This window comes from Ruegeria sp. BI7 (assembly GCF_056537925.1).
Map to the genome: position 1 here is coordinate 362,802 of NZ_JBQFSK010000003.1, position 22,304 is coordinate 385,105.

The 22,304-nt window shown below is 57.5% G+C and carries 21 protein-coding genes; 11 read left to right on the forward strand and 10 right to left on the reverse strand.

The features are described 5' to 3' along the window. Nucleotides 1-3: 3 nt before the first annotated feature. The 4 genes from mtgA to ACR0JB_RS11280 all read left to right on the forward strand — a co-directional run bounded on the left by mtgA (nucleotide 4) and on the right by ACR0JB_RS11280 (nucleotide 4,650). Nucleotides 4-738, forward strand: a complete 735-nt coding sequence (mtgA, locus tag ACR0JB_RS11265) for a monofunctional biosynthetic peptidoglycan transglycosylase (protein WP_170396961.1) — start codon at nucleotides 4-6, stop codon at nucleotides 736-738. Between the two features lie 58 nt (nucleotides 739-796). After that, nucleotides 797-1,462 (forward strand): FtsZ-binding protein FzlA, encoded by a 666-nt coding sequence (fzlA, locus tag ACR0JB_RS11270; protein WP_170361168.1) that lies wholly within the window; start codon nucleotides 797-799, stop codon nucleotides 1,460-1,462. A gap of 74 nt (nucleotides 1,463-1,536) precedes the next feature. Then, on the forward strand, nucleotides 1,537-2,574 hold the full coding sequence (queG, locus tag ACR0JB_RS11275; RefSeq protein ID WP_170506482.1) for a tRNA epoxyqueuosine(34) reductase QueG: 1,038 nt from the start codon (nucleotides 1,537-1,539) through the stop codon (nucleotides 2,572-2,574). A 72-nt stretch (nucleotides 2,575-2,646) separates the two neighbouring features. Continuing rightward, nucleotides 2,647-4,650: a hydantoinase/oxoprolinase family protein gene (locus ACR0JB_RS11280; RefSeq protein WP_480789928.1), complete on the forward strand. Its 2,004-nt coding sequence runs from the start codon at nucleotides 2,647-2,649 to the stop codon at nucleotides 4,648-4,650. Nucleotides 4,651-4,671: 21 nt separating this feature from the next. Here ACR0JB_RS11280 and msrA read toward each other — a convergent pair whose 3' ends face one another. Beyond that, nucleotides 4,672-5,181, reverse strand: coding sequence for a peptide-methionine (S)-S-oxide reductase MsrA (msrA, locus tag ACR0JB_RS11285; RefSeq protein ID WP_170506491.1), 510 nt, complete (start codon nucleotides 5,179-5,181; stop codon nucleotides 4,672-4,674). Beyond that, a complete protein-coding gene (gene msrB, locus ACR0JB_RS11290) occupies nucleotides 5,178-5,627 on the reverse strand; it encodes a peptide-methionine (R)-S-oxide reductase MsrB (RefSeq protein WP_480789929.1) in 450 nt (149 codons plus the stop codon). The genes msrA and msrB overlap by 4 nt, the downstream gene beginning before the upstream one ends. A gap of 142 nt (nucleotides 5,628-5,769) precedes the next feature. Here msrB and ACR0JB_RS11295 point away from each other — a divergent pair, with 142 nt between their 5' ends. Then, nucleotides 5,770-6,291, forward strand: a complete 522-nt coding sequence (locus tag ACR0JB_RS11295) for a glutathione peroxidase (RefSeq protein ID WP_170550456.1) — start codon at nucleotides 5,770-5,772, stop codon at nucleotides 6,289-6,291. Here ACR0JB_RS11295 and ACR0JB_RS11300 read toward each other — a convergent pair. Beyond that, nucleotides 6,267-7,154 carry a DMT family transporter gene (locus tag ACR0JB_RS11300; RefSeq protein WP_480789930.1) on the reverse strand — a complete coding sequence of 296 codons (888 nt, stop codon included), beginning with the start codon at nucleotides 7,152-7,154 and terminating at the stop codon, nucleotides 6,267-6,269. The genes ACR0JB_RS11295 and ACR0JB_RS11300 overlap by 25 nt on opposite strands. Nucleotides 7,155-7,315: 161 nt before the next feature. Here ACR0JB_RS11300 and ACR0JB_RS11305 point away from each other — a divergent pair, with 161 nt between their 5' ends. Next, nucleotides 7,316-8,533 (forward strand): BCCT family transporter, encoded by a 1,218-nt coding sequence (locus ACR0JB_RS11305; RefSeq protein WP_437436467.1) that lies wholly within the window; start codon nucleotides 7,316-7,318, stop codon nucleotides 8,531-8,533. Nucleotides 8,534-8,673: 140 nt separating this feature from the next. On the opposite strand, the gene ACR0JB_RS11310 is transcribed toward ACR0JB_RS11305, so the two are convergent. From ACR0JB_RS11310 to ACR0JB_RS11330, 5 genes are all read right to left on the reverse strand, one after another. Further along, the gene (locus ACR0JB_RS11310; RefSeq protein WP_170396974.1) at nucleotides 8,674-9,396 is read right to left on the reverse strand and encodes a hypothetical protein; all 723 of its coding nucleotides are present in this window, start codon (nucleotides 9,394-9,396) and stop codon (nucleotides 8,674-8,676) included. A 175-nt stretch (nucleotides 9,397-9,571) separates the two neighbouring features. Continuing rightward, the gene (locus tag ACR0JB_RS11315) at nucleotides 9,572-9,859 is read right to left on the reverse strand and encodes an HU family DNA-binding protein (RefSeq protein WP_170349467.1); all 288 of its coding nucleotides are present in this window, start codon (nucleotides 9,857-9,859) and stop codon (nucleotides 9,572-9,574) included. A 130-nt stretch (nucleotides 9,860-9,989) separates the two neighbouring features. Beyond that, the gene (locus ACR0JB_RS11320) at nucleotides 9,990-11,453 is read right to left on the reverse strand and encodes an AMP nucleosidase (protein ID WP_170396976.1); all 1,464 of its coding nucleotides are present in this window, start codon (nucleotides 11,451-11,453) and stop codon (nucleotides 9,990-9,992) included. Further along, entirely contained in the window at nucleotides 11,450-13,252 is a 1,803-nt protein-coding gene (gene ade / locus ACR0JB_RS11325) for an adenine deaminase (RefSeq protein ID WP_480789931.1), read from the reverse strand. The genes ACR0JB_RS11320 and ade overlap by 4 nt, the downstream gene beginning before the upstream one ends. Before the next feature lie 144 nt (nucleotides 13,253-13,396). After that, nucleotides 13,397-14,272 carry a LysR family transcriptional regulator gene (locus ACR0JB_RS11330; RefSeq protein ID WP_170396980.1) on the reverse strand — a complete coding sequence of 292 codons (876 nt, stop codon included), beginning with the start codon at nucleotides 14,270-14,272 and terminating at the stop codon, nucleotides 13,397-13,399. A gap of 116 nt (nucleotides 14,273-14,388) precedes the next feature. Between ACR0JB_RS11330 and ACR0JB_RS11335 the strand changes: the two genes are divergently transcribed. Both ACR0JB_RS11335 and ACR0JB_RS11340 read left to right on the forward strand, forming a co-directional pair. Then, a complete protein-coding gene (locus tag ACR0JB_RS11335) occupies nucleotides 14,389-15,144 on the forward strand; it encodes a class II aldolase and adducin N-terminal domain-containing protein (protein ID WP_170396982.1) in 756 nt (251 codons plus the stop codon). 11 nt (nucleotides 15,145-15,155) lie between these two features. Beyond that, nucleotides 15,156-16,145 (forward strand): sterol desaturase family protein, encoded by a 990-nt coding sequence (locus tag ACR0JB_RS11340; protein ID WP_170396984.1) that lies wholly within the window; start codon nucleotides 15,156-15,158, stop codon nucleotides 16,143-16,145. A 4-nt stretch (nucleotides 16,146-16,149) separates the two neighbouring features. Here ACR0JB_RS11340 and ACR0JB_RS11345 read toward each other — a convergent pair whose 3' ends face one another. Then, nucleotides 16,150-16,782, reverse strand: a complete 633-nt coding sequence (locus ACR0JB_RS11345) for a class I SAM-dependent DNA methyltransferase (protein WP_170376693.1) — start codon at nucleotides 16,780-16,782, stop codon at nucleotides 16,150-16,152. Nucleotides 16,783-16,872: 90 nt separating this feature from the next. Between ACR0JB_RS11345 and ACR0JB_RS11350 the strand changes: the two genes are divergently transcribed. Next, entirely contained in the window at nucleotides 16,873-17,718 is an 846-nt protein-coding gene (locus ACR0JB_RS11350; RefSeq protein ID WP_170396988.1) for an SDR family oxidoreductase, read from the forward strand. Nucleotides 17,719-17,721: 3 nt separating this feature from the next. Here the strand turns inward: ACR0JB_RS11350 and ACR0JB_RS11355 are convergent, their stop codons facing one another. Beyond that, complete coding sequence (locus ACR0JB_RS11355; protein WP_170396989.1) at nucleotides 17,722-19,338, reverse strand: GMC family oxidoreductase; 1,617 nt, start codon at nucleotides 19,336-19,338, stop codon at nucleotides 17,722-17,724. 27 nt (nucleotides 19,339-19,365) lie between these two features. Here ACR0JB_RS11355 and ACR0JB_RS11360 point away from each other — a divergent pair, with 27 nt between their 5' ends. Then, on the forward strand, nucleotides 19,366-19,500 hold the full coding sequence (locus ACR0JB_RS11360; protein ID WP_480659384.1) for a hypothetical protein: 135 nt from the start codon (nucleotides 19,366-19,368) through the stop codon (nucleotides 19,498-19,500). 236 nt (nucleotides 19,501-19,736) lie between these two features. Then, nucleotides 19,737-21,938, forward strand: coding sequence for a catalase/peroxidase HPI (katG, locus tag ACR0JB_RS11365; RefSeq protein WP_480789932.1), 2,202 nt, complete (start codon nucleotides 19,737-19,739; stop codon nucleotides 21,936-21,938). Nucleotides 21,939-22,304: the final 366 nt, after the last annotated feature.

The following is a 22,304-nucleotide window of genomic DNA, read 5'->3' on the forward strand; positions in this document are numbered from 1 at the left end:
GACATGGCAAAAGCAGCAGTCCGCAAAAAAAGCGGTAAGAAAAAAAAGGCATCCAAAGCCAAAACCCCACTGATGCAACGGCTTCGCCGATGGGTCAGTCGTGGCTTGTTGGCGGCCGTTGTGTTCGTCGTTGCATTGGTCGCTTTGTATTCGGTGGTGAACCCGCCCGTGACCCACACGATCTGGTCGGAATGGCGTAGGCTGGGCAAGGTCGAGCGTGATTGGGTCCCGATCGAGGAAATCTCACCCGTCATGGCGCGTGCAGTTGTTGCGGCTGAGGACGCGAATTTCTGTCAGCATTGGGGCTTTGACGTCGAGGCCATTCGCGATGCGCTTGAAGATGGCGGATCACGTGGGGCGTCGACAATTACCCAGCAGGTGGTGAAGAACGTGTTCTTGTGGCAGGGCCGCAGCTGGGTACGCAAAGCGCTGGAAACTTCGATCACGCCGGTTGTCGAGATCTTCTGGAGCAAACAGCGTATTCTCGAGGTCTATCTGAACGTCGCTGAAACCGGACAGGGCGTATTTGGCGTCGAGGCGGCGGCTCAAAGCAATTTCAACGTATCCGCTGCCCGGCTGAGTCCGGTTCAGGCGGCCCGGATCGCGGCGATTTTGCCCTCACCCCGCAATCGCTCAGTCACTGATCCGTCAGTGCGGACGCGCAGACGGGCCGCGTCGATCCTGGATGGAGCGGCCACCATCCGCGCAGATGGTCGCGCGGATTGTTTCGAGGATTGAAACTCAACACCCCTCAAGGCTAAAGCTGGGGGGTATACACTGGTTCGATTGGAAGCTCATGGCGCGTTTGTTTCACGTTCCCCTGTCCCCTTATTGCCGCAAGGTTCGTCTGTCTTTGGCGGAAAAGAAGATCGAGGTTGAGCTGGTCGAAGAGAAATACTGGGAGAAAGACCCGGATTTCCTGCGCCGCAACCCTGCTGGAAAGGTGCCGGTGTTGCGACTGGACGGGCAGGTGATGTCGGAAAGCGCGGCGATTTGTGAATATATCGAGGAAACGCGTCCAGAGCCTGCGTTGATGCCGAAAACACCCGAAAGCCGGTACGAAGTGCGGCGTCTGGTGGGGTGGTTCGATGATAAGTTCCACCACGAGGTGACCTCGAAACTGCTGTATGAACGTGTGAACAAGAAAGTCACCGGTGAGGGCTATCCGGACAGCAAGAACGTCAAGGAAGGCGCGCGGGCAATCAAATATCATCTGGACTACATGGCCTGGCTTTTGGATCACCGCCGTTGGCTGGCGGGGGATCAGATGACATTGGCCGATTTTGCCGCTGCTGCGCATTTGTCAGCGCTGGATTATATCTCGGACGTGGACTGGAATAGATCGCAAGCGGTGAAAGACTGGTATGCCAAGATCAAGTCGCGCCCCGCGTTTCGGTCGATTCTTGCGGATCAGGTGCCTGGATTCCGACCCCCTGCACATTACGCCGATCTGGATTTCTGATAGGGTGGAACAAGGGCTGTCTGCCCCTTTTTGGCCCTATAGGCCAATTCACCCCCGAGGATATTTTTAGCCAGATGAAGAGCGGATCGGATCTAAAGGAAAAGTTGGTGGCGCAGGCACTGAGCGAGGGTTTTGTGTCTTGCCGAATCTGTCGACCCTGGGATGTACCGCAGGTGCCGTCACGGCTGGAGGCATTTCTTCAGGCTGAGTATCATGGGCAGATGGGATGGATGGCTGAGCGTACCCATTGGCGGGGTGATCCGGCGGCCCTGTGGCCCGAGGCGCGGTCGGTGATCATGCTGGCCGAAAGCTATGCGCCCGAGCATGATCCAACGGACGTATTCGATTACCCGGACAGGGCAGCGATTTCCGTTTATGCGCAGAACAAGGATTATCATGATCTGGTCAAGAAACGGCTGAAGCGACTGGCGCGCTGGCTGATTGCCGAAAGCGGCGGAGAAGTTAAGGTTTTTGTTGATACCGCGCCTGTTCCAGAGAAGGCGTTAGGCCATGCCGCAGGGCTGGGTTGGCAGGGGAAACATACCAACCTTGTCAGCCGAGATTGGGGAAATTGGGCCTTTATAGGCTCTGTTTTCACGACATTAAACTTGCCGGTCGACGTGGCCGAAACCGATCATTGTGGAAAATGCCGGGCTTGTTTGGATTCATGTCCAACGGATGCGTTTCCAGCCCCGTATCAGTTGGATGCGCGGCGCTGCATTTCATATCTGACAATCGAACATAAAGGTCCGATTGAGGAAGACCTGCGTGGCAAGCTGGGCAATCGGATTTACGGGTGCGACGATTGTTTGGCGGCCTGTCCGTGGAACAAATTCGCCGTTGCGGCCAGCGATGTCCGGTACGCCGCACGGGATGATCTGAAAGCGCCACCCCTGGCTGAGCTGGCGGTATTGGACGATGCCGCGTTTCGGGCGAAGTTTTCCGGGTCGCCCATCAAACGGATCGGGCGCGATCGGTTTGTGCGTAATGTTCTGTATGCCATCGGCAATTCGGGAATGGCTTCGTTGCGACCGGTGGCGCAAGGATTGGTGGAAGACTCAGACCCAACGGTGGCGGATGCCGCGCGCTGGGCGGTCGAACAACTGGCGTAAGTGCCGCAAACAGGCTGGACGTGTCGGTCCAAACCGCTACACCCATCAGCAGCGAACAGGAAGGAGAACCCGATGGCGCTGGCTTTGGGGGTGGATACGGGTGGAACTTACACCGACGCGGTGCTGATCCGGGATGAGCGAGAGGTGATCGCCTCGGCCAAGTCCCTGACCACGCGAGCTGATCTGGCGATCGGTGTGGGTAAGGCTATTCAGGCAGTTCTGGATGCGGCGCAGGTGGCACCGGGGCAGATTTCCATGGCGTCCTTGTCGACCACACTGGCCACGAATGCGCTGGTTGAAGGGCAGGGTGGACGGGTTGCGTTAATCTATATCGGTTTCAAGGATGGCGATCTGGATAAGCACGGATTGCGGGATGCGCTGAAGGGCGATCCGGCGCTGGTAATTTCCGGGGGTCATACCCATGCCGGGGGAGAGACCACGCCGTTGGATGTGACCGCGTTGGACGCATTTTTAGACTCTCATAAAGGCATATCTGGCTTTGCGGTGGCCTCGCAATTCGCCACCCGCAACCCCGCACATGAGCTGGAGGCCGCACGGATCATCACCGACAGGACCGGCGCACCGGTGACATGCTCACATCATCTGTCAGCCAAATTGAACGGCCCGAAACGGGCGGTGACGGCGGTATTGAACGCCCGTTTGATCGGGATGATCGACCGGTTGATCGGGCGCGCACAGGATCGGTTGCTGGAATTGGGCATCACCGCGCCGATGATGGTTGTGCGTGGAGATGGTGCGTTGATGAGTGCCGAACAGGCAAGGGAACGCCCGATTGAGACCATCCTCAGCGGACCTGCTGCGTCTATCGTCGGAGCCAGTTGGCTGACCGGGGCAGAGAATGCGCTGGTGTCGGATATCGGTGGAACGACCACGGATGTGGCCCTGATCCGCGATGGCAAACCTGCAATTGACCCAGCGGGCGCGCAGGTCGGCGGTTTCCGCACCATGGTTGAAGCCGTGGCGATGCGTACCCATGGTCTGGGTGGTGACAGTCAGATGCATGTGGTGACCGAAGGTTTGGGTGGCGGTGTGTTTTTGGGGCCGCGACGGGTTTTGCCGGTTTCCCTGATTGCATCTGAGGCACCAGATGTTGTCCACGCGGTTTTGGATATGCAATTGCGGTCCACAACGGTGGGCGAACATGATACCCGGTTTGCCCGCCAGGTCCCAGGCATCCACGCCGAAGGCCTGGGCGCGCGGGAAGAGGCGTTGATGGAGCGGTTGGGCAATAATGTCATGCCGCTGAGTGACCTGTTGCGCACCCGGATGGAAAACGGTGCCCTGATGCGCCTGGTGGATCGCGGGATCGTTCAGGTCTCTGGCGTGACGCCTTCGGATGCCAGCCATATGTTGGGCCGGCTGGATGCGTGGGATGCGGATGCGGCGCGTAAAGCGTTGGAGATTGTCGCGCGCAAGCGTGTGGGAACCGGCGACATGTTGGCCGCATCACCGGAAAAGCTGGCGCAGATGATCGTGGACCAGTTGACCGAACAAACCGCATTGACCTTGTTAGAGAGTGCTTTTGCTGAAGAGGCCGATGACTTTGGCGTGCCCTCTGCCGATCTTGCCCGTCACGTTCTGACGCAAAAAGGGCTGGCGCGCCATCGTGGACTTTTGGCGCTGGATACAGCGTTGAATGTGGGTGTGGTGGGTCTTGGAGCCTCGGCCCCCAGCTATTACCCAGCGGTTGGGGAACGACTGCACGCCCGCATGATCCTGCCTGAACACGCGGGCGTGGCCAACGCCATCGGTGCTGTGGTCGGACGGCTGACCCTGCGCCGGTCCGGCACGGTGACATCCCCGTCCGAGGGGCGGTTCAGGGTACATCTTGAGGACGGTCCACAGGATTTCACCGAATCTGACAAAGCATTGGACTTGCTTGAGTCGGTGTTACGGGATGAGGCAGAAGGTGCCGTGCGCCAAGCCGGGGCTGCGGATATACGGGTCGTGGTTGACCGGGACATCCGCACTGCCCGTATCGAAGCGCAGGAGGTATTCGTCGAGGCTATGGTCACCGTTGAGGCCAGTGGCAGGCCCCGCGTTGCGTCGGAATAGCCCCGCAGGGGGCTACCCGTATTATTCGGCCGCGTCGCGTTTGGGCAGAACCCACCCCGCGCGCGGGAAGTGGCAAGTGTAACCGTTTGGGATACGTTCCAGGTAATCCTGATGTTCGGGCTCGGCGTCCCAGAAATCACTGTCGGGCTCGACCTCGGTCACCACTTTGCCGGGCCACAGACCGCTGGCATTCACATCGGCGATCGTATCCAGCGCCACTTGTTTTTGCTCGTCATCGACAAAATAGATGGCCGAGCGATAGCTCATCCCGCGATCATTGCCCTGACGGTTCGGCGTGGTCGGGTCGTGAATCTGAAAGAAAAACTCCAGCAATTCGCGATAGGTTATCTTGGCTGGATCGAAAAAGATCTCAATCCCTTCGGCATGGGTGCCGTGATTGCGATAGGTGGCATTGGGCACGTCACCGCCAGTATAGCCAACGCGCGTACGCGACACGCCCGGCAATTTGCGGATCAGGTCTTGCATGCCCCAGAAACAGCCCCCGGCAAGAACGGCGCGTTGTTCGGTCATTTGATGTCCTCCACATGGATCAGGTACTCGCCATAACCTTCGGCCTCCATCTCATCGCGATGAATGAATCGCAAGGCGGCAGAGTTGATACAGTAGCGCAGCCCGCCATGTTCACGCGGACCGTCCGGGAACACATGCCCCAGATGGCTGTCGCCGTGTTTCGAGCGGACCTCGGTACGGATCATACCATGGGTGGCGTCGTGAAACTCCTCCACATGCTCATGGATGATGGGTTTTGTAAAACTGGGCCATCCGCAACCGGATTCGTATTTGTGGGTCGAGGCGAACAGCGGCTCGCCCGAGACGATGTCCACGTAAATACCCGGTTCCTTGTTGTTCAGGTATTTGCCGGTTCCCGGGCGCTCAGTTCCGCTGCGCTGTGTGACGTGAAACTCTTCGGGCGACAATGCCGCGATGGCCTCGGGGGATTTAGTGAATTGGGTCATGGGTCCTCCGGTCATTAAACTTGTGGCATAATCTGGGGGCAGGGGTGCAGAATTCAAAGCCCTATTTCAGTGTCCTCGCGCAGTCGTGCAGGTGATCTGCAATCGGTTTCCGTACGTAATGAGAGCAAAGGGAGGCCATGTAATGATCAGAATGCTTCTACTAACGGCTTTGATAATGCTTGGTCGCGCCGTTCAGGCCGCGCCGCTGGGCGGAGAATTCGCGTCAATCGATGGTGGCACCATTTCGATTGCAGATTGGAGGGGACAACCGGTTCTTGTCGTCAACACTGCGTCACACTGCGGATTTACCGGACAATATGAAGCTCTGCAAAAGGTGCATGAGGTTTATTCTAACCGCGGACTTGTGGTTTTGGCCGTGCCGTCAGACTCGTTCAATCAGGAGTTAGGGTCTGCTGAAGAAGTCCGGCAGTTCTGCGAGTTGAATTATGGACTAACATTGCCAATGACGGATATTACGCCGGTCAGGGGTGCCGATGCCCATCCATTTTACAAGGAGGTAAAGGCGCAAACCGGATTTGAGCCTGGTTGGAATTTTAACAAAATATTGCTCGATCCCAACGGGGAAGTCGTCGTTACATATGGTGCAAGTGTGAAACCGGACTCACCCAAGCTGCTGCGTCAGGTCGAGGCTTTTTTGCCCTGAGCAGGTTGGCGGGAAAGCTGCACCGCTAAAATGCCCAGTGTCGTGATCCCAACCCCGACAGCATCCAGCGGGCCTAGCTTTTCACCCAATAGAATAGCGGCGATGGCAACGCCGAAGACCGGGTTGAGGAAATGGAAGGTCGCCGCGCGGGTGGCTCCGATCCGGTCCAGCAGCAGAACCCAGATTAGCGTGGCCAACAGGCCCGGGAACAAAGTGGTATAGGTGAAGGCCATCGCCAGGGGTACGGTTGGGTGGATAAAGATCGTCTCGAATATGGGGGCGGTAACAAACAGAACGGCTGAGCCCACAAGCATCTGCAATCCGACTACCATCATGAAATTGCCGCCCGATGTGGCGCCGCGGATGGTCAGTGTGGCAAAGGTCAGCGCCAGCGCCCCGATACAACACAAAGCCACACCAAACAGGTCGAGGCCACCGCCGATGCGGGTGCTCATGATCAGGGCGACGCCAGCAAATCCGGCGATCAGACCCAGCACCGCAACCGGGCGCAGCTTTTCACCCAAAAACAACCATCCGGCCAAAGCGACCAGTAACGGCATGGTGGACGCGATTATAGCCGCCACCGAGGCTTCGACTGTTTGCATCGCATAGAAATTCAGACCCAAATAAAGGGCATTCTGGCAAATTCCGAACAGAATTGTAGCGCGCCACTGGGATCGGGTCAGGTGCCAGCTTTGCCCCATGGCCCGTGCGATAGCCACGCCTATCAATCCCGATATCAAGAACCGCAGTGCCAGCGAGAACAGAGGCGACGCATCGGCAACGATGATCCGGGCTGAGGTGAAAGCCGAGGACCAGATAAAAGCAAAAACCAGCCCCATGGCGATGGCGCGCAGATCCATTGAGCATCCCCCAGTCAGAACGCGGCGACTGTTTCCGAATTTCCATCAGGCCGCAACCGCCCCTTGCCAAAAAACCACACCTTTGGGGCAAGCGTGAAAACTGCGACGTTTTTATTGATTGACCGGCCAATTAAAGATAGATGCGAAAAATCTGGCTGATTATGGGAGGTTTGTCAGTGCTTCTGGAATACATTCTGTCTTTTGGCGTCCTATTGGCTTTGGGCCTGGTCGCTTTCTTCGTAGTGAAATGGTGGAATCTGCGCTGCGTCGGCGTGACGCCTGTCCATCTGTTCACCTTCATCGCGATCTTGTTCACATCCGGTCTGGATGTCGGCCTGATCATGTTCCCGCTGACCGAGTTCGGCGGCTATGCCGAAGATCCAGCCTATGCCTTTGCTAATCCGCTGGCGATCGAGTTCGGGTTCTGGGGCTTTCTGATCTGGGCCTTCTATTTCCTGACCGCGTTCTACTTCTGCGTGATCGAACCGCGGGTCAAGTTCTTTGAGATCCCGCTGGTCAAGCTGATCAACAACGTGGTCATCATCGGCACCTGCGCCTTTACCGCCAGCCTGTTCCTGATCTACCTGCCCGGCTACCTGCCCGAGGTCGGAGACGGTGAATCCGTGGTCACCACCTTCTATGTCATCGTATTTGTGGTCATTCTGGCGGCGGCCTATTCGTCGACCGACCTGAAATACGTGCGTATCCTTTCGGTGGGCTCGACCTTTCTGTTTCTGGCGCTGATCCTTGGCATGTGGGTTGCAGCTGGCATGGGCTTTACCGGTTTTGCGGAAACCAGCAGCAATATCGGGGCCTATTTCGCCAACCTGCACAAATTCGTCCTGCCGCTGACAGACTATCACGCCTTCTACCTGTTCTGGTGGTTTGCGTGGTCGATCATGATTGGCCAGTTCACCTCGCGCTTTGTGGGTGGGTTGAAGACTTGGCAATTGCTGGCGGCACTGCTGATCTTCCCGTCGATCCCGTTGGCGATCTGGTTTACCGTTCTCTACTACTACCACCTGAACGGCATCAGCACCGCAGGCATCACCAACATCGCGATGGTGATTGTGGGCGTGACCTTCGTGATCAACTCGCTGGACTCGCTTATTAGGCTCTATACCGACAACCTGAACATGACGGTCGAGCGGTTTGGCAAGGCGATTTATGTCGCAGGCAACGTCGTGCTGCTGTTCGTGCTGACCCTGTTGTTCCAGAGCCAGTGGTTGCAGATCCAGTGGATCGGAGCGGTGGTCGTCGGCCTGTATCTGGCCTGCGTGGTCTATATCCTGATCGCTAAGCGCAAAGAGGTACTGAGCATCGACTCGATGCCCGAAGACCGCGATCTGGACTTCCACAAGGTTGAGACGGTTCACTAACTTTCGTAGTAAGCAAATTTGAAACAGGCTCTGCATTAAGAGCCTGTTTTTTGTGGCCGTTCGACTGGGCTTCTTGTTCGGCACGGCAATTTCACGGGGCAGTCAATCTAACCGCCTATTCAAGTCCAATCTGACGAAACTTAGTTCGGATTAGGGTTTGGGGTCGGGGGCGCTGTGTCTAGAAGGCATTCGTCGTAGCCTGACACGTTACAATGCAAGCAACTTCTTGAAGGAATAAAGTCGCAGCAGCTTGTCAGTCCGCACGGGCCTCCTTCTGAGCAACACAATACCGGATCTGGACGCGTATCCAGCACCAGTGAGTCAAAAATGACCACTGCGCGAGGAGACACAGCAACAACTTCGATCCCATCGAAGAAATCGTTGGGAATCGCTGAATAGCTGCCAGATTTCGGCTTGATCGGAAGGATGCGAATTCCTAATCCGTCTCTGCCAGGAGTTCCTTTTGGCTCTTTGGGATGTGTTTGAAGCGAAATAGAAATTCGTGCAGACGTATCTCCGGAGGCCCCGATCAATTCTACGGTAAATTCCGACGTGGTCTCTTCGGGTATTCTCCATTCAACCAATCCGTCCAGAACCGGATGCGTCACTTCTTCGACCCGCAGTGTGAAACCTTCAAAGACCTTCTGATCTTTGGCGGCAACGCGAATACGGCTTGTCACAGTATCGCCCGGCACGATTTCAGCGGGCAAGAAGATACTGACTGTTCCTTGATCCTCAACGCTGTAGTTCAAACGGGTCAAAGAGTTCGAAGTTATGATTTCGGTATTGATCCCCTGCGCGAGGATAGGCGCTGTGTGTCCGAAAAACGCTAGAAAAAAGAGCAATGAAATAAATTTATTCATTGGAAGACCTCCAATTTGTCGTTGGAAATGCGTCCTCAGAATAATCTACATTCAATGCGCTGTCCGTGAAGCGCCTCACTCAGTTAGTCTGCTGCTTCCGGAATGGTTCTTGCTTTGCCAAAGAAAAAGGGCCCCCAACCGGCGGCCCTCAATCGCTTGTCCGTAAAGGCTGAGATCAGCCGTTCACGCTGTCCTTCAGCGCCTTCGCGATGGTCATCTTGACCACCTTGTCGGCTTCTTTCTTGAACTGCTCGCCGGTGGCGGGGTTGCGCACCATGCGCTCGGGGCGCTCGCGGCAGTAGATTTTGCCAACACCGGGCAGGGTTACCGCACCACCAGCCGACACTTCGCGGGTGATCAGGCCGGTCACGGCCTCAAGCGCAGCGTTTGCAGCTTTCTTGTCGGTTCCCATTTCCTCAGCGAGAGCAGCAACCAGCTGAGTCTTTGTCATAGGCTTTGCCATTTCTTGGTCTCCTTAACGTGCCCGATAAATAGGGCCTCACCGCGTAACTGTAACGGGATATTGTGGGCGAACACAACGAATAGTAGCGTCGAAAACCCTAAAAATAGGGGGATTTCGTTGCTTTTTTGCTTCAGAGAAAGGCCGTTTCGTCAAATGAACGCAATTTCCGGCTGTGCAGACGCTCTAACGGCATGCCGCGCAGGTGTTCCATCGCACGGATTCCGATCGCCAGATGGCGGCTGACCTGAGTGGTATAGAACGCCGACGCCATCCCGGGAAGCTTTAATTCACCATGCAGCGGTTTGTCGGACACACACAGCAATGTGCCGTATGGAACCCGGAACCGATAGCCATTGGCGGCGATGGTGGCGCTTTCCATATCCAGCGCAATCGCGCGGGATTGGCTGAGGCGTTGGACTGGGCCGGATTGGTCACGCAGTTCCCAGTTGCGGTTGTCGACCGAGGCGACGGTACCTGTCCGCATGATCCGCTTGAGTTCATAGCCTTCCAGTTCGGTGACTTCGGCCACGGCGCGTTCCAACGCGACCTGAACCTCGGCCAGGGGCGGGATCGGCACCCAGACGGGCAGGTCGTCGTCCAGTACCTTGTCTTCGCGTAGATAGGCATGGGCCAGCACGAAATCCCCCAATGCCTGCGTGTTCCGTAACCCGGCGCAATGGCCCACCATCAACCAGGCATGCGGGCGCAGGACGGCAATATGGTCGGTGGCTGTTTTGGCGTTCGACGGCCCCACCCCGATATTGACCAGAGTAATCCCGGACCCATCCTCGCGTTTGAGGTGATAGGTCGGCATTTGCGGCAGTTTCAGGGGTTGGTCCAATGTGCCATCTGGCGAGGTGATCTCTACATTTCCGGTTGAAACAAAGCTTGTATAGCCGCTTTTCGGATCGGCCAGCTGTGATCGGGCATAGTTTTCGAATTCGGACACATAGAACTGGTAGTTGGTGAACAACACGTGGTTCTGGAAATGGCTGGGATCGGTCGCCGTATAATGCGCCAGCCGTGCCAGCGAATAATCCACCCGTTGCGCGGTGAACAAGGCCAGCGGGCCGTGATCCCCTTCGTGATCATGAACCCCGTTAACGATGTCATCATTGGTTGTTGTCAGATCCGGCACGTCGAACACATCGCGCAGCGTAAACCCGGCTGCTCCCTGATGCGGAACCACCAGGTCGGGATTGTTGGCAACAGCGAAATGCACCGGGATCGGCGTGTCTGAGGCACCGATGGACACAGGTTGGCCGTGGTTGCGGATCAAAAGTGCGATCTGCTGCGTCAGGTAGGACCGGAACAAATCAGGCCGTGTCACCGTGGTTGCATGGGTGCCGGGTTCAGAGACATGACCAAAACTAAGCCGACTGTCGACCTGAGCATAGGTCGCCGTTTTGATGCGAATTTCCGGGTAATAGGCTCTGAATCGTTCGGGCGGTGCCTCCCCTTCTATTGCCTTTGCAAAGCTGTCGCAGAGGAACTGGGTCGCCTGATCGTAAATCTGTTCCAGACGAGCCACCGCCGCCGCGGGGTCGGTGAACTTCTCGGGTGTAGGAACGTCGGGTGTTCTGATTATTGTCATGCAAGGGGTTCCAAAAGGTCGATCTTTTCAAAGGTCCGCACATCCACCAGCCCAAGGTCTGAAATCCTCAATTCGGGAATCACGACTAGGGCCAGCAGCGAGTGCTGCATATACGCGTTGTTCAACTGGCAGCCGCAGGCCTGCATCGCCGCGACCATCTGTTCTGCTTTCGCCGCCACTTCAGTCGCTGGGCTATCCGACATCAGGCCTGCAATGGGCAGTTCCACCAGTGCCAGTTCCGCGCCATCGCGGAATATAGTGATGCCGCCCCCCACCTCGGCCAAACGGTTTGCTGCCAGCGCCATCTGGTCTCGGTCGGTGCCGACAACGATCATGTGGTGACTGTCATGCGCCACAGTCGAAGCCATCGCCATTTTGCCTTGATATCCAAAGCCCGAGACAAAGGCGTTTGTCACCCCCCCGGTGGCGCGGTGGCGCTCGACCAGCGCGATCTGGCAGACCTCGCCTTCGCCTTCGACTAACCCGCCGATGATTGGCAGCTCGCATTTCAGCGCCTTTGTGGGGGCCTGATTTTCCACAACGCCAATCACATTGGCCTGCACACGATTGGCACCTGCTGGGGCATTGATTTCGAAATCGGCACCGGTCAGTGCGTGCCCCAAATGTACGGTGTCGCGCGCAGTACTCGGCCAGTTCAGGTGCGGGCAATCCACTGAAATTGCGCCCTTTTCGGCGGCAATCTGACCGCGGGCAATGACCATCTCGATGGGCAGCTCCGTCAGGTCCGAGCTGAGAATAATATCCGCTCGCCGTCCCGGAGTGATCGAACCGATCTCACGCTCCAACCCGAAATGGGTGGCCGTGTTGATCGTTGCCATCTGCAAGGCCACCAGCGGATCGCAACCACAAGCAATTGCATGGCGCACAACCCGATTCATGTGTCCGTCATTGACCAGGGTGCCGGAATGACAATCATCGGTACAGAGGATGAAATTGCGCGGGTCCAATCCTTTATCGGTGACCGCTGTGATCTGGCTTTCCACATCAAACCAAGCCGAGCCCAGCCGCATCATCGACCGCATGCCCTGCCGCACGCGGGCAATGGCATCGGCCTCGCAGGTGCCTTCGTGATCATCCGCTGGTCCGCCGGCCACATATGCTGCAAAATCATGCCCTAAATCAGGCGAAGCGTAATGCCCACCGACTGTTTTCCCGGCTCGCTGAGTCGCCGCGATTTCAGCCAGCATCTTTGGATCACCGTGAATAACACCGGGGAAATTCATCATCTCGCCCAGCCCGATGATGCCCGGCCAGTTCATGGCCTCTGCCACATCCTCAGCAGTAATTTCATAACCTGTGGTCTCAAGCCCCGGTGCCGACGGCGCACATGACGGCATCTGCGTGAAGATGTTCACCGGCTGCATCAGCGCCTCATCATGCATCATGCGCACGCCGTCTAGCCCCAGCACATTCGCAATCTCATGCGGGTCGGTGAACATCGAGGTGGTGCCATGCAGAATCACCGCGCGGGCAAACTCAGCCGGGGTCAACATCCCCGATTCGATATGCATATGGGCGTCGCACAGTCCCGGCAGCATATAGCGACCATGTGCTTCGATGATTTGCGTGTCGGGGCCAATGCAATGGGACGCGTCGAGCCCAACATATGCGATGCGCCCGGCGGCAATGGCAATGTCGTGATCGGGTAGGGTTTCGCGGCTATGTACATTCACCCAAGTGCCGCCGCGAATGACCATATCCGCGGCCTCCCGTCCCGCGGCAACGGAAATCAATTTAGGGGCGACATCGGGCCAGCTTGGGAAAGGTGTGTATTCCATGGCTCAACTTTCCTGAATGCAGAGAAAGGTTCAACCCCCACCGTACAGCTGTCATGAAACCGTCACGCAGCGCGTCAGCGCTGCCGGGCCCTACCAGAGGAAGTGCCGCACAGCGGCAGTGACGATGGGCGGGAGTACCCCTTATCAAGGCTGCGCGTCTGCCTCCATCTCGCGGCGCAACCAATCTGCAAAGGCCAGCGCCCCCGGGGTTTCTTCGGCTTGGGGTGACAATAACAGGTAATAGGCTTCGGGCATTGGAGCGCGATGGGCAAAGGGGGCCACAAGCCGCCCCTGTTCGATCAAGCCGCGTGCAATAGTGTCGTGGGTCAGGCATAGCCCCCCGCCTGCCATCGCGACGGACAGGCTGACCAAATAGGTTGTCGAGTAAGTGATGGGCGGATTTCCCCAAATTAGAGCCTGTTCTTCGGCCCAATTTGCCCAGTTTGACAGCAGATTCGAACAATCGAACAACGGCTGTAGTTGCAGCGTGTCCAGCGTCACTTCATAGCCCGGCGCACAGACTGGGTAATAATGATCGGTCCGCAGCAATTCCGTTCGTACCGTATCGGATGGGCGCAGAGAAAATCGGATTTCCACGGCGGCCCCTTCGGCCATCTCCTGCGGCTCCCATAATTCGGTAAAAATGTTCAGTTGGACTTCTGGGTGTGCCTCGCGGAATTGCGGCAGGCGCGGGGCCAGCCAATTGACGGCAAATGTGATGTTGCTTTGCACCTGAACGGCGTTTTGCTGCGCGCCTGTGACGGCTTGCGTGCCGCGGACCAGCGTTCGAAACGCCTCGCGCACCACCGGCAGATAGGTGATGCCGGCCTCGGTCAGTTCCAGCGCGCGCGGGCGGCGCAGGAACAGGGGCTGGCCCAGATATCCCTCCAACGATTTGATCTGCTGGCTGACCGCGCTTTGGGTCATGTTCAGGTCGCGGGCAGCGCCGGTGAAGGATAAGTGGCGCGCAGCGGCTTCAAATGTGCGTAACCACCCCAGCGGAGGAAGCTGTTTCTGCATTCGCATAATCCTGCCATTAGCTCAACTTATGAATTAGGTCTGTTTTTTTCGTTGGTCAATTTTTTAAAGCGCAGGCAGGCTTTTCAGCAGCCCCAACCACCCTATCGGAGCCCGCAATGACCGTCACAAACCTGCGCCCCAATATCGACCACTGGGAGGACCGTGTAGATCTTGCCGCCACCTTTCGTTGGACAGAACGTCTGAACATGCATGAAGGCGTCGCCAATCATTTCAGTCTGGCAGTGAATGAAGATGGCACGCAGTTTCTGATGAATGCCAATCAGATGCATTTTGCCCGTATCAAGGCCTCGAATCTGTTGCTGCTGGATGCCAATGACCCGGACGTCATGTCTCAGCCCGGTGCGCCTGACCCAACCGCGTGGGGATTGCATGGCTCGATCCACCGCCATTGCCCGCATGCGCGCTGTGTGATGCATGTGCATTCGATCTTTGCCACCGTTCTGGCCTCGTTGGCCGACAGTCGCCTGCCGCCGATCGATCAGAATACGGCCACCTTCTACAATCGCTATGTGGTGGATAACGAATTTGGTGGTCTGGCCTTTGAAAGTGAAGGTGAGCGCTGCGCGTCAATGCTGTCGGATCCGCAGAAGAAGGTCATGATCATGGGCAACCATGGCGTGTTGGTGATCGGAAGCGATCCCGCGGATGCGTTCAACCGGTTGTACTATTTCGAACGCGCGGCCGAAACGTATATCCGTGCGCTGCAAACCGGCCAACCGTTGCGCGTGTTGTCAGATGAGATTGCCGAAAAGACGGCACAGGAACTGGACGAGTATCCCGATCAAGCCGATGCGCATCTGTGCGAAATCAAGGCTCTGCTGGATGCCGATGGCTCAGACTACGCCACATAAAGGGTAATGCTATGACTGATTCCACTCAGGACCCAGAAGCCGCCCGTTGGAATTACCACCCCGAGGGGCCAGTGGGATTGAACCCGTTGTTCAACTGGCCCCCGCGCCCCGCTGCCGTGCTGAAATGGTACAGCGGTGCCTGGTTGCAGATCACGTCGCTGACGCTGTGCTTGGTGCTGGCGGTGACAGCCTATGCGCTCTTTTTCCCAGGGTTAGAGACGATGAAAACCTTTGCACCCGGCTGGATGTTCCGCATTTGGCTGCTGAACATGGTGCCTCAGATTCTAATCGCGGGTGGTCTGCACTGGTGGCTGTACATGCGCAAAGGGCAGGGCATGTACAAAAAGTTCGACCGCCGCGACCTGACCCGCAGCAACGGCACGTTCACCTTTCGCAATCAGGTTTGGGACAATATCTGGTGGACGCTGGGCAGCGCGATGACAGTCGCGACAGTGTATCAGTGGATCATCTACTGGGCGATGGCGAACGGCTATGTGCCCACCGTAACTTGGGCCAGCGCGCCGGTCTGGTGCTTGGTTTGGCTGGCATTCATCCCGATGTGGTCGGGATTGCATTTTTACTGGGTGCATCGGCTGGAACATCACCCCAAGCTGTATAAACACGTGCATGCCGTGCATCACCGCAACGTAAATACGGGGCCGTGGTCAGGCATTTCAAACCATTGGTTCGAAAACATCCTGTACTTCACCACCTACTTCATCCACTTGATCGTGCCCTCGCATCCGCTGCACCTGCTGTTCCATGCCTATTTCCAACAGGTCAGCCCTGTCCTGTCGCATTCCGGGTTTGAAAAGCTGCGTGCCCGAGAAACCGATGCCGCCCGCGCCGGAGACTTCTTCCACCAGCTGCATCACCGGTATTTCGAATGCAACTACGGCACCTCCGAGATCCCGTTCGACAAGTGGTTTGGCACCTATCACGACGGCTCGGCCGAGGCGACGACGCGGACGCGCGCTTTCAAAAAGCAGATGTATACCTGAAAGGTCAGCTCCGCTCGAACAAGGCGATCAGTGCGGTGTCATCCTTGTTGGGGCCTGCGGCGAGGTCCCCATAGATGCGCACCTCGGGCAGGGTCAGGTTTCGAATCTGGCCCTGCGCCAGTTTGTGCAAGGTTTCGGCAAAGCCCATTTTCTCATAGTGCTTTGCGTTGATCGACAGGGCGAACTGTGCGCCGGGGCGGGCAATGCGCAACAGGGCGAGCAGGGCCTCGGGGCCCAGATGGCCATGGGTGAAAGTGCCCGAGGATACGATGCCCGCATAGCTGTCGCGCGGGACCGGGATACCCTGGTTCAGATCGGCCTCAATCGCGTCGCGGTAGATATCCTTGCGCATGGCCTGATCCAGCATCTCGGCGCTGATATCCGTGGCATCAATTGGCCCGACGCCCAGACCGGCCAGAACCGCACCGCACAATCCTGTGCCTGCGCCCACATCCAGAACCGGGCCTTGCCCACCCGCGCTCACAAAGGCACGGGCCGTGTGGATGTGCAGTTGATAGTCTTCCAGCGCGGCAAAGGAATCGTCATAGTCCCCGGCCCACTCGGCATAGAGCCGTTTGTGTTCTTCCGGTGAGTCCAGGGCATAGGCAGCGTGCAGATTGGGCGTTTTGTCACTCATACCCAAAAGAAAGGCGCATTGAGGGATTCGAATCAAGTATTCCGGCGCAATTGCTTGCATCCGCCGGGATTGCGGATCATCTAAGGCGCCATGACAGGAACTCTTTTTTCGTTCGGCCACGGATATTCGGCGCAAGCCTTGTCCCAGCTACTGAATCCACAAGGTTGGCGTATCTGCGGCACCACACGCGACCCGGCCCAATCCCCCGCTATTCGCGCATCCGGAGCAGACCCGCTGGTCTGGCCAGGGCAGGTGCCGAATCTGGATGGGGTGACGCATTTGCTGATTTCGACGGCGCCAAAGGCGAATGGCGATCCGGTGCTGGCTGCCCTGCAGGATGAGATTGCCGCGCGGGCTGCACAGTTTGAATGGGTGGGATACCTGTCGACGACCGCAGTCTATGGCGATCATCAGGGTGCATGGGTGGATGAAACTACCCCGCCTGCGCCCACGGCTGAGCGTGGCAGATGGCGGGTGAAGGCTGAACGGCAGTGGATGAGCATCCCTGAGCTGCCCACACATATTTTCCGGCTGGCGGGCATCTATGGTCCCGGTCGCGGTCCGTTTTCCAAGCTCAAACGCGCGGGGATGCGGCGTATTATCAAGCCCGGTCAGGTGTTTTCGCGCATTCACGTCGCGGATATCGCACAGGTTCTGGCCGCCTCGATGGCCGCGCCCAACCCTGGTGCCATATATAACATCTGCGATGATGAGCCGGTGCCACCGCAGGACGTTATCGCCTATGCCGCTGAGCTGCAGGGCCTGCCCTTACCGCCAGAGGTGCCGTTCGACGAGGCTGATCTGACCCCCATGGCCCGCAGTTTCTATAACGAGAATAAGCGGGTCAGGAATGATCGGATCAAGGACGAACTGGGTGTACGTCTGCTTTATCCTGATTACCGCACGGGACTTGAGGCCCTGATGAAAGACGCCTGACGCTCAGCCATCGGCCTTGATCAGATCGGCGGCCTTTTCGGCAATCATGATAGTGGGCGCATTGGTGTTACCGGACACCAGCGTCGGCATAACCGAAGCGTCGATCACGCGCAGCGCATCGATACCGCGTACGCGCAATTCCGGGTCGACCACGGCCATGTCATCCAAACCCATTTTGCAGGTCCCGACCGGGTGATAGATCGTGTCGGCGCGATCGCGGATGTGGTTTTCCCAATCGGCATCGGTTTGCGCGGTTTCGGTTCCGAACATTTCCTTGTGCCGATACTTCTCCAGCGCCGGGGCCTGAATGATGTCACGCGTCATCCGCGCGCCCTTGATCAGTGTTTCCAGATCACGGTCGTCAGACAGAAACGCTGGATCAATGGCAGGGGCGGCGAATGGGTCGGCGCTGTGCAGCCCCACCGTGCCCCGGCTTTCGGGACGCAATTTGCAGACGTGACAAGTAAAGCCGTGACCGTAATGCAATTTGCGGGCATGGTCATCAACCAACGCAATGGTGAAATGCAGCTGAATATCAGGCCGATCCAGATCAGGCGATGTTTTCAGAAAAGCCGCCCCTTCGGCAAACGGCGTGGCCGCCATTGAAACGCCGGTCTTGCGCCAACGAAGCAGGTGCCGCAGCAGGTTCAATGATGCGGCCGCCCCGATCCCGAAACTGTCAGTGTCTTTGGTTTTGTAGGACAGAATAAAATCTAGGTGATCCTGCAGGTTCTGGCCAACGCCGGGCAGGTTATGGCGCACCGTGATGCCGTGTCGGGCAAGGTCCGCGCCATCCCCAATTCCTGACAGTTGCAGCAATTGCGGAGATTTGAGTGCACCGGCACAAATCAGCACTTCTCGTCTGGCCGTAACCACGACGTCGGGCCCTTTGCCTTTATTCTTGAAGATCACGCCGCTCGCGCGCTTGTCGTCGAATGTCAGCTCTTTTGCCACTGCATGAGTGATGACTTTCAGGTTCGGGCGGTCCATCACCGGAAAGACATAGGCCGCAGCTGCTGAACAACGCTCTCCATTTCGGGCCGGGTCGTGAAATTGGGTCACTTGGTACAGGCCGACCCCCTCATTGTCGCCACGGTTAAAGTCATGCGTGCGGCGGTGCTGCAATTGTTCGGCTGCGCGGATGAAATCATGAGTGATCGGGCGCGGCTCTTTTTGGTGTGAAACCTGAACCGGACCGCTGTCACCATGCAGATCATCGGCTCCGTCCTCATTATTCTCGGACCGTTTGAAATAGGGTAGAACGCTCTCCCAATCCCAGCCGGTGCAGCCCAGATCGGACCAGCCGTCATAGTCCTGACGCTGTCCCCGTATGTAAAGCATCGCATTGATGGCACTGGACCCACCCAGTGCCTTGCCGCGCGGCTGATATCCCCGGCGTCCGTTCAGGCCCGGCTGCGGCACGGTCTCGAACGCCCAGTTGTTGATCTTTGGCCGCCCGGGCAGGGCAGCGACCACGGCCGAGGGCATACGGACCAGAATACTGTCGCCACGACCGCCAGCCTCAAGCAGGCAAACGCGGGTGTTTGGGTCGGCGCTGAGGCGATTGGCCAGTACCGAACCCGCGGACCCGCCGCCAACGATGACGTAGTCGAATTCCATCCTGACTCCCTCAGTGCCGGATCGGGCATGGCTATGCCTGTAACCTTCCGTGGGTCTGACTGTGGCGCAGCGATCGAAAAAAACAATTGGCGCTATTGGGATGTGACCCAAGGTTATTTTGTGGTGCTGCCGGTGAATGGGTCGGAACGCGGTGGAATATGAAAAAACCATAATCGTTTCCTATTGCATTCATCATTAAACAAAACTTTTATGCATGATTTTGATTTGCTACTTCTGGTGGTGACAAGACCAAAGAGTCGCCGATCCCCCCCGAGCGAAAAACGCGTGCCCCTGGGCGCGCGTTAAGGGCGGGTAAAGGTGTCATCTGCATGAGTTCTTGATCGACCAAGTTTGAACCGTGCGAACCTGCCGGAAATTAGCCAGGAATGGAGATCGATATGGATGGAAGTGATAACCCCAAAACGGGCGGATGCCCGGTAATGCATGGCGCCGGAACCCGGTCAAACCGGGATTGGTGGCCCAACCAACTGAACTTGTCGATCCTACACCAGCATGCGCCCGCGTCGAACCCGCTTGGGGGCGATTTTAATTACGCGGAAGAGTTCAAGAAGCTGGACATGAAAGCGCTGAAGGAAGACCTGTACGCGCTGATGACGGATTCTCAGGATTGGTGGCCGGCGGATTACGGTCATTACGGTGGACTGTTCATCCGGATGGCTTGGCACAGCGCTGGGACCTACCGGACCGCAGATGGCCGTGGTGGCGCGTCGACCGGCAACCAACGCTTTGCGCCGCTGAACAGCTGGCCGGACAACGGCAACCTGGATAAGGCGCGCCGTCTGTTGTGGCCAATCAAACAGAAATACGGCAATCAGATTTCCTGGGCAGATCTGATTATTTTGGCCGGTAACTGCGCCATCGAATCCATGGGTGGCAAGACCTTTGGCTTTGCCGGTGGCCGCGAAGACATCTGGGCACCCGAAGAAGACATCTATTGGGGTACGGAAACGGAATGGCTCGCTCCGACAGACAACCCTCACAGCCGCTATTCAGGCGAGCGTGATCTGGAAAACCCGCTGGCCGCCGTGCAGATGGGCCTGATCTATGTGAACCCCGAGGGCCCCGACGGGCAGCCTGATGCGTTGGCCTCTGGTCGTGACATCCGCGACACGTTTGGTCGGATGGCAATGAATGACGAAGAGACAGTCGCATTGGTCGCGGGTGGTCACACTTTTGGCAAGGCACACGGCGCAGGTGATCCCGATCTGGTTGGTCCGGAACCCGAGGCTGCGCCGATCGAGGAAATGGGCCTTGGCTGGATAAACAAGTTCGGTTCGGGCAAGGGTGACGACACCACCACCAGCGGGATCGAAGGGGCGTGGACCGCGAACCCGATCCAATGGGACAATGGCTATTTCGACCTGCTGTTCGGCTATGACTGGAACCTGACCAAAAGCCCCTCGGGCGCCTGGATCTGGGAACCGGTCGGCGTGAAAGAAGAAGATATGGCCCCTGCGGCGCATGATCCGTCGAAAAAGGTCAAGACAATGATGACCACGGCGGACATGGCGATGCGAATGGACCCGATCTATGGCCCGATCTCAAAGCGGTTCCACGAGAACCCGGAAGAGTTCGCGGACGCCTTTGCCCGTGCCTGGTTCAAGCTGACCCACCGCGATATGGGCCCGCGCTCGAACTATGTCGGTAATGAGGCCCCGACCGAAGAGTTGTTGTGGCAGGACAATGTACCGGCCGTGGATCACGACCTGATCGACGACATGGATGCGGCTGACCTGAAGAGCAAGATTCTGGCAACCGGCCTGTCTGTCTCTGAACTGGTGTCGACTGCCTGGGCTTCGGCCTCGACATTCCGCGGGTCGGACAAGCGCGGCGGAGCCAATGGCGCCCGCATCCGTCTTGCGCCGCAGAAAGACTGGGACGTGAACGAACCAATGAAGCTGTCCAAGGCGCTGGATGCGTTGGAAGGCGTTCAGCAAGCGTTTAACGATGCGCAGTCGGGCAACAAACGGGTCTCATTGGCCGATGTGATCGTTCTGGGCGGCGCAGCCGGTATTGAACAGGCCGCCAAAGCGGCGGGTCATGAGGTTCAGGTACCGTTCGCCCCGGGCCGCACCGATGCGACGCAGGATCAGACAGATATCGAGTCGTTCTCGGTGATGGAGCCAATTGCAGACGGCTTCCGGAACTATCAAAAGTCCGACTACAGCGTATCGCCCGAAGAGCTGTTGATCGACCGGGCGCAGCTACTGGCTCTGTCAGCCCCGGAAATGACGGCGCTGGTTGGCGGGCTTCGGGTAATGGGCGCAACGTTCGGCGACACAACACATGGTGTGTTCACTGACAACGTCGGCACGCTCAGCACCGATTTCTTTACCAACCTGCTGGACATGGGTACCGAGTGGAAGCCAGCGGGCAACGGCGTCTATGAAGGCCGCGACCGCGCCAGCGGGGCGGTCAAGTGGACCGGTACGCGTGTTGATCTGGTCTTTGGGTCGAACTCGCAACTGCGGGCGCTGGCCGAGGTCTACGGTCAGGCTGATGCCGGGGGCAAATTCGTCTGTGACTTTGTTTCGGCCTGGAACAAGGTGATGAACGCGGATCGCTTCGATCTGTCGTAAACACGCGACTAACGCAATGATTGCGCCGTCCGAAGAGACTCGGGCGGCGTTTTCTTCGGCCCAACCCCAGGCGCATACCAAGCATTGGGTACGATTCCGCCCATAGACCAACCCTTCCCCCAATTTCAGTGGCCTGTAAGCGGGTTTTTTCCACGAATTGTTAAGGTAACTTATTGATTTCATTAAGGTGGGTAAGTTTCTGCGGGGAAAAGCGAAGTTTTTTCAAAATGGGGGTTGCAGGTCCCAGACCTAATCCGTAAATACCCCTTCACCGGCGCTGCTGAGGCGGTGTTGGGACGCTGGAGACGGCGGAGACGCTCAGGAGAGACTGGGGGCATCTTGAGGGATTTGTTAGGCGGGCGCGCT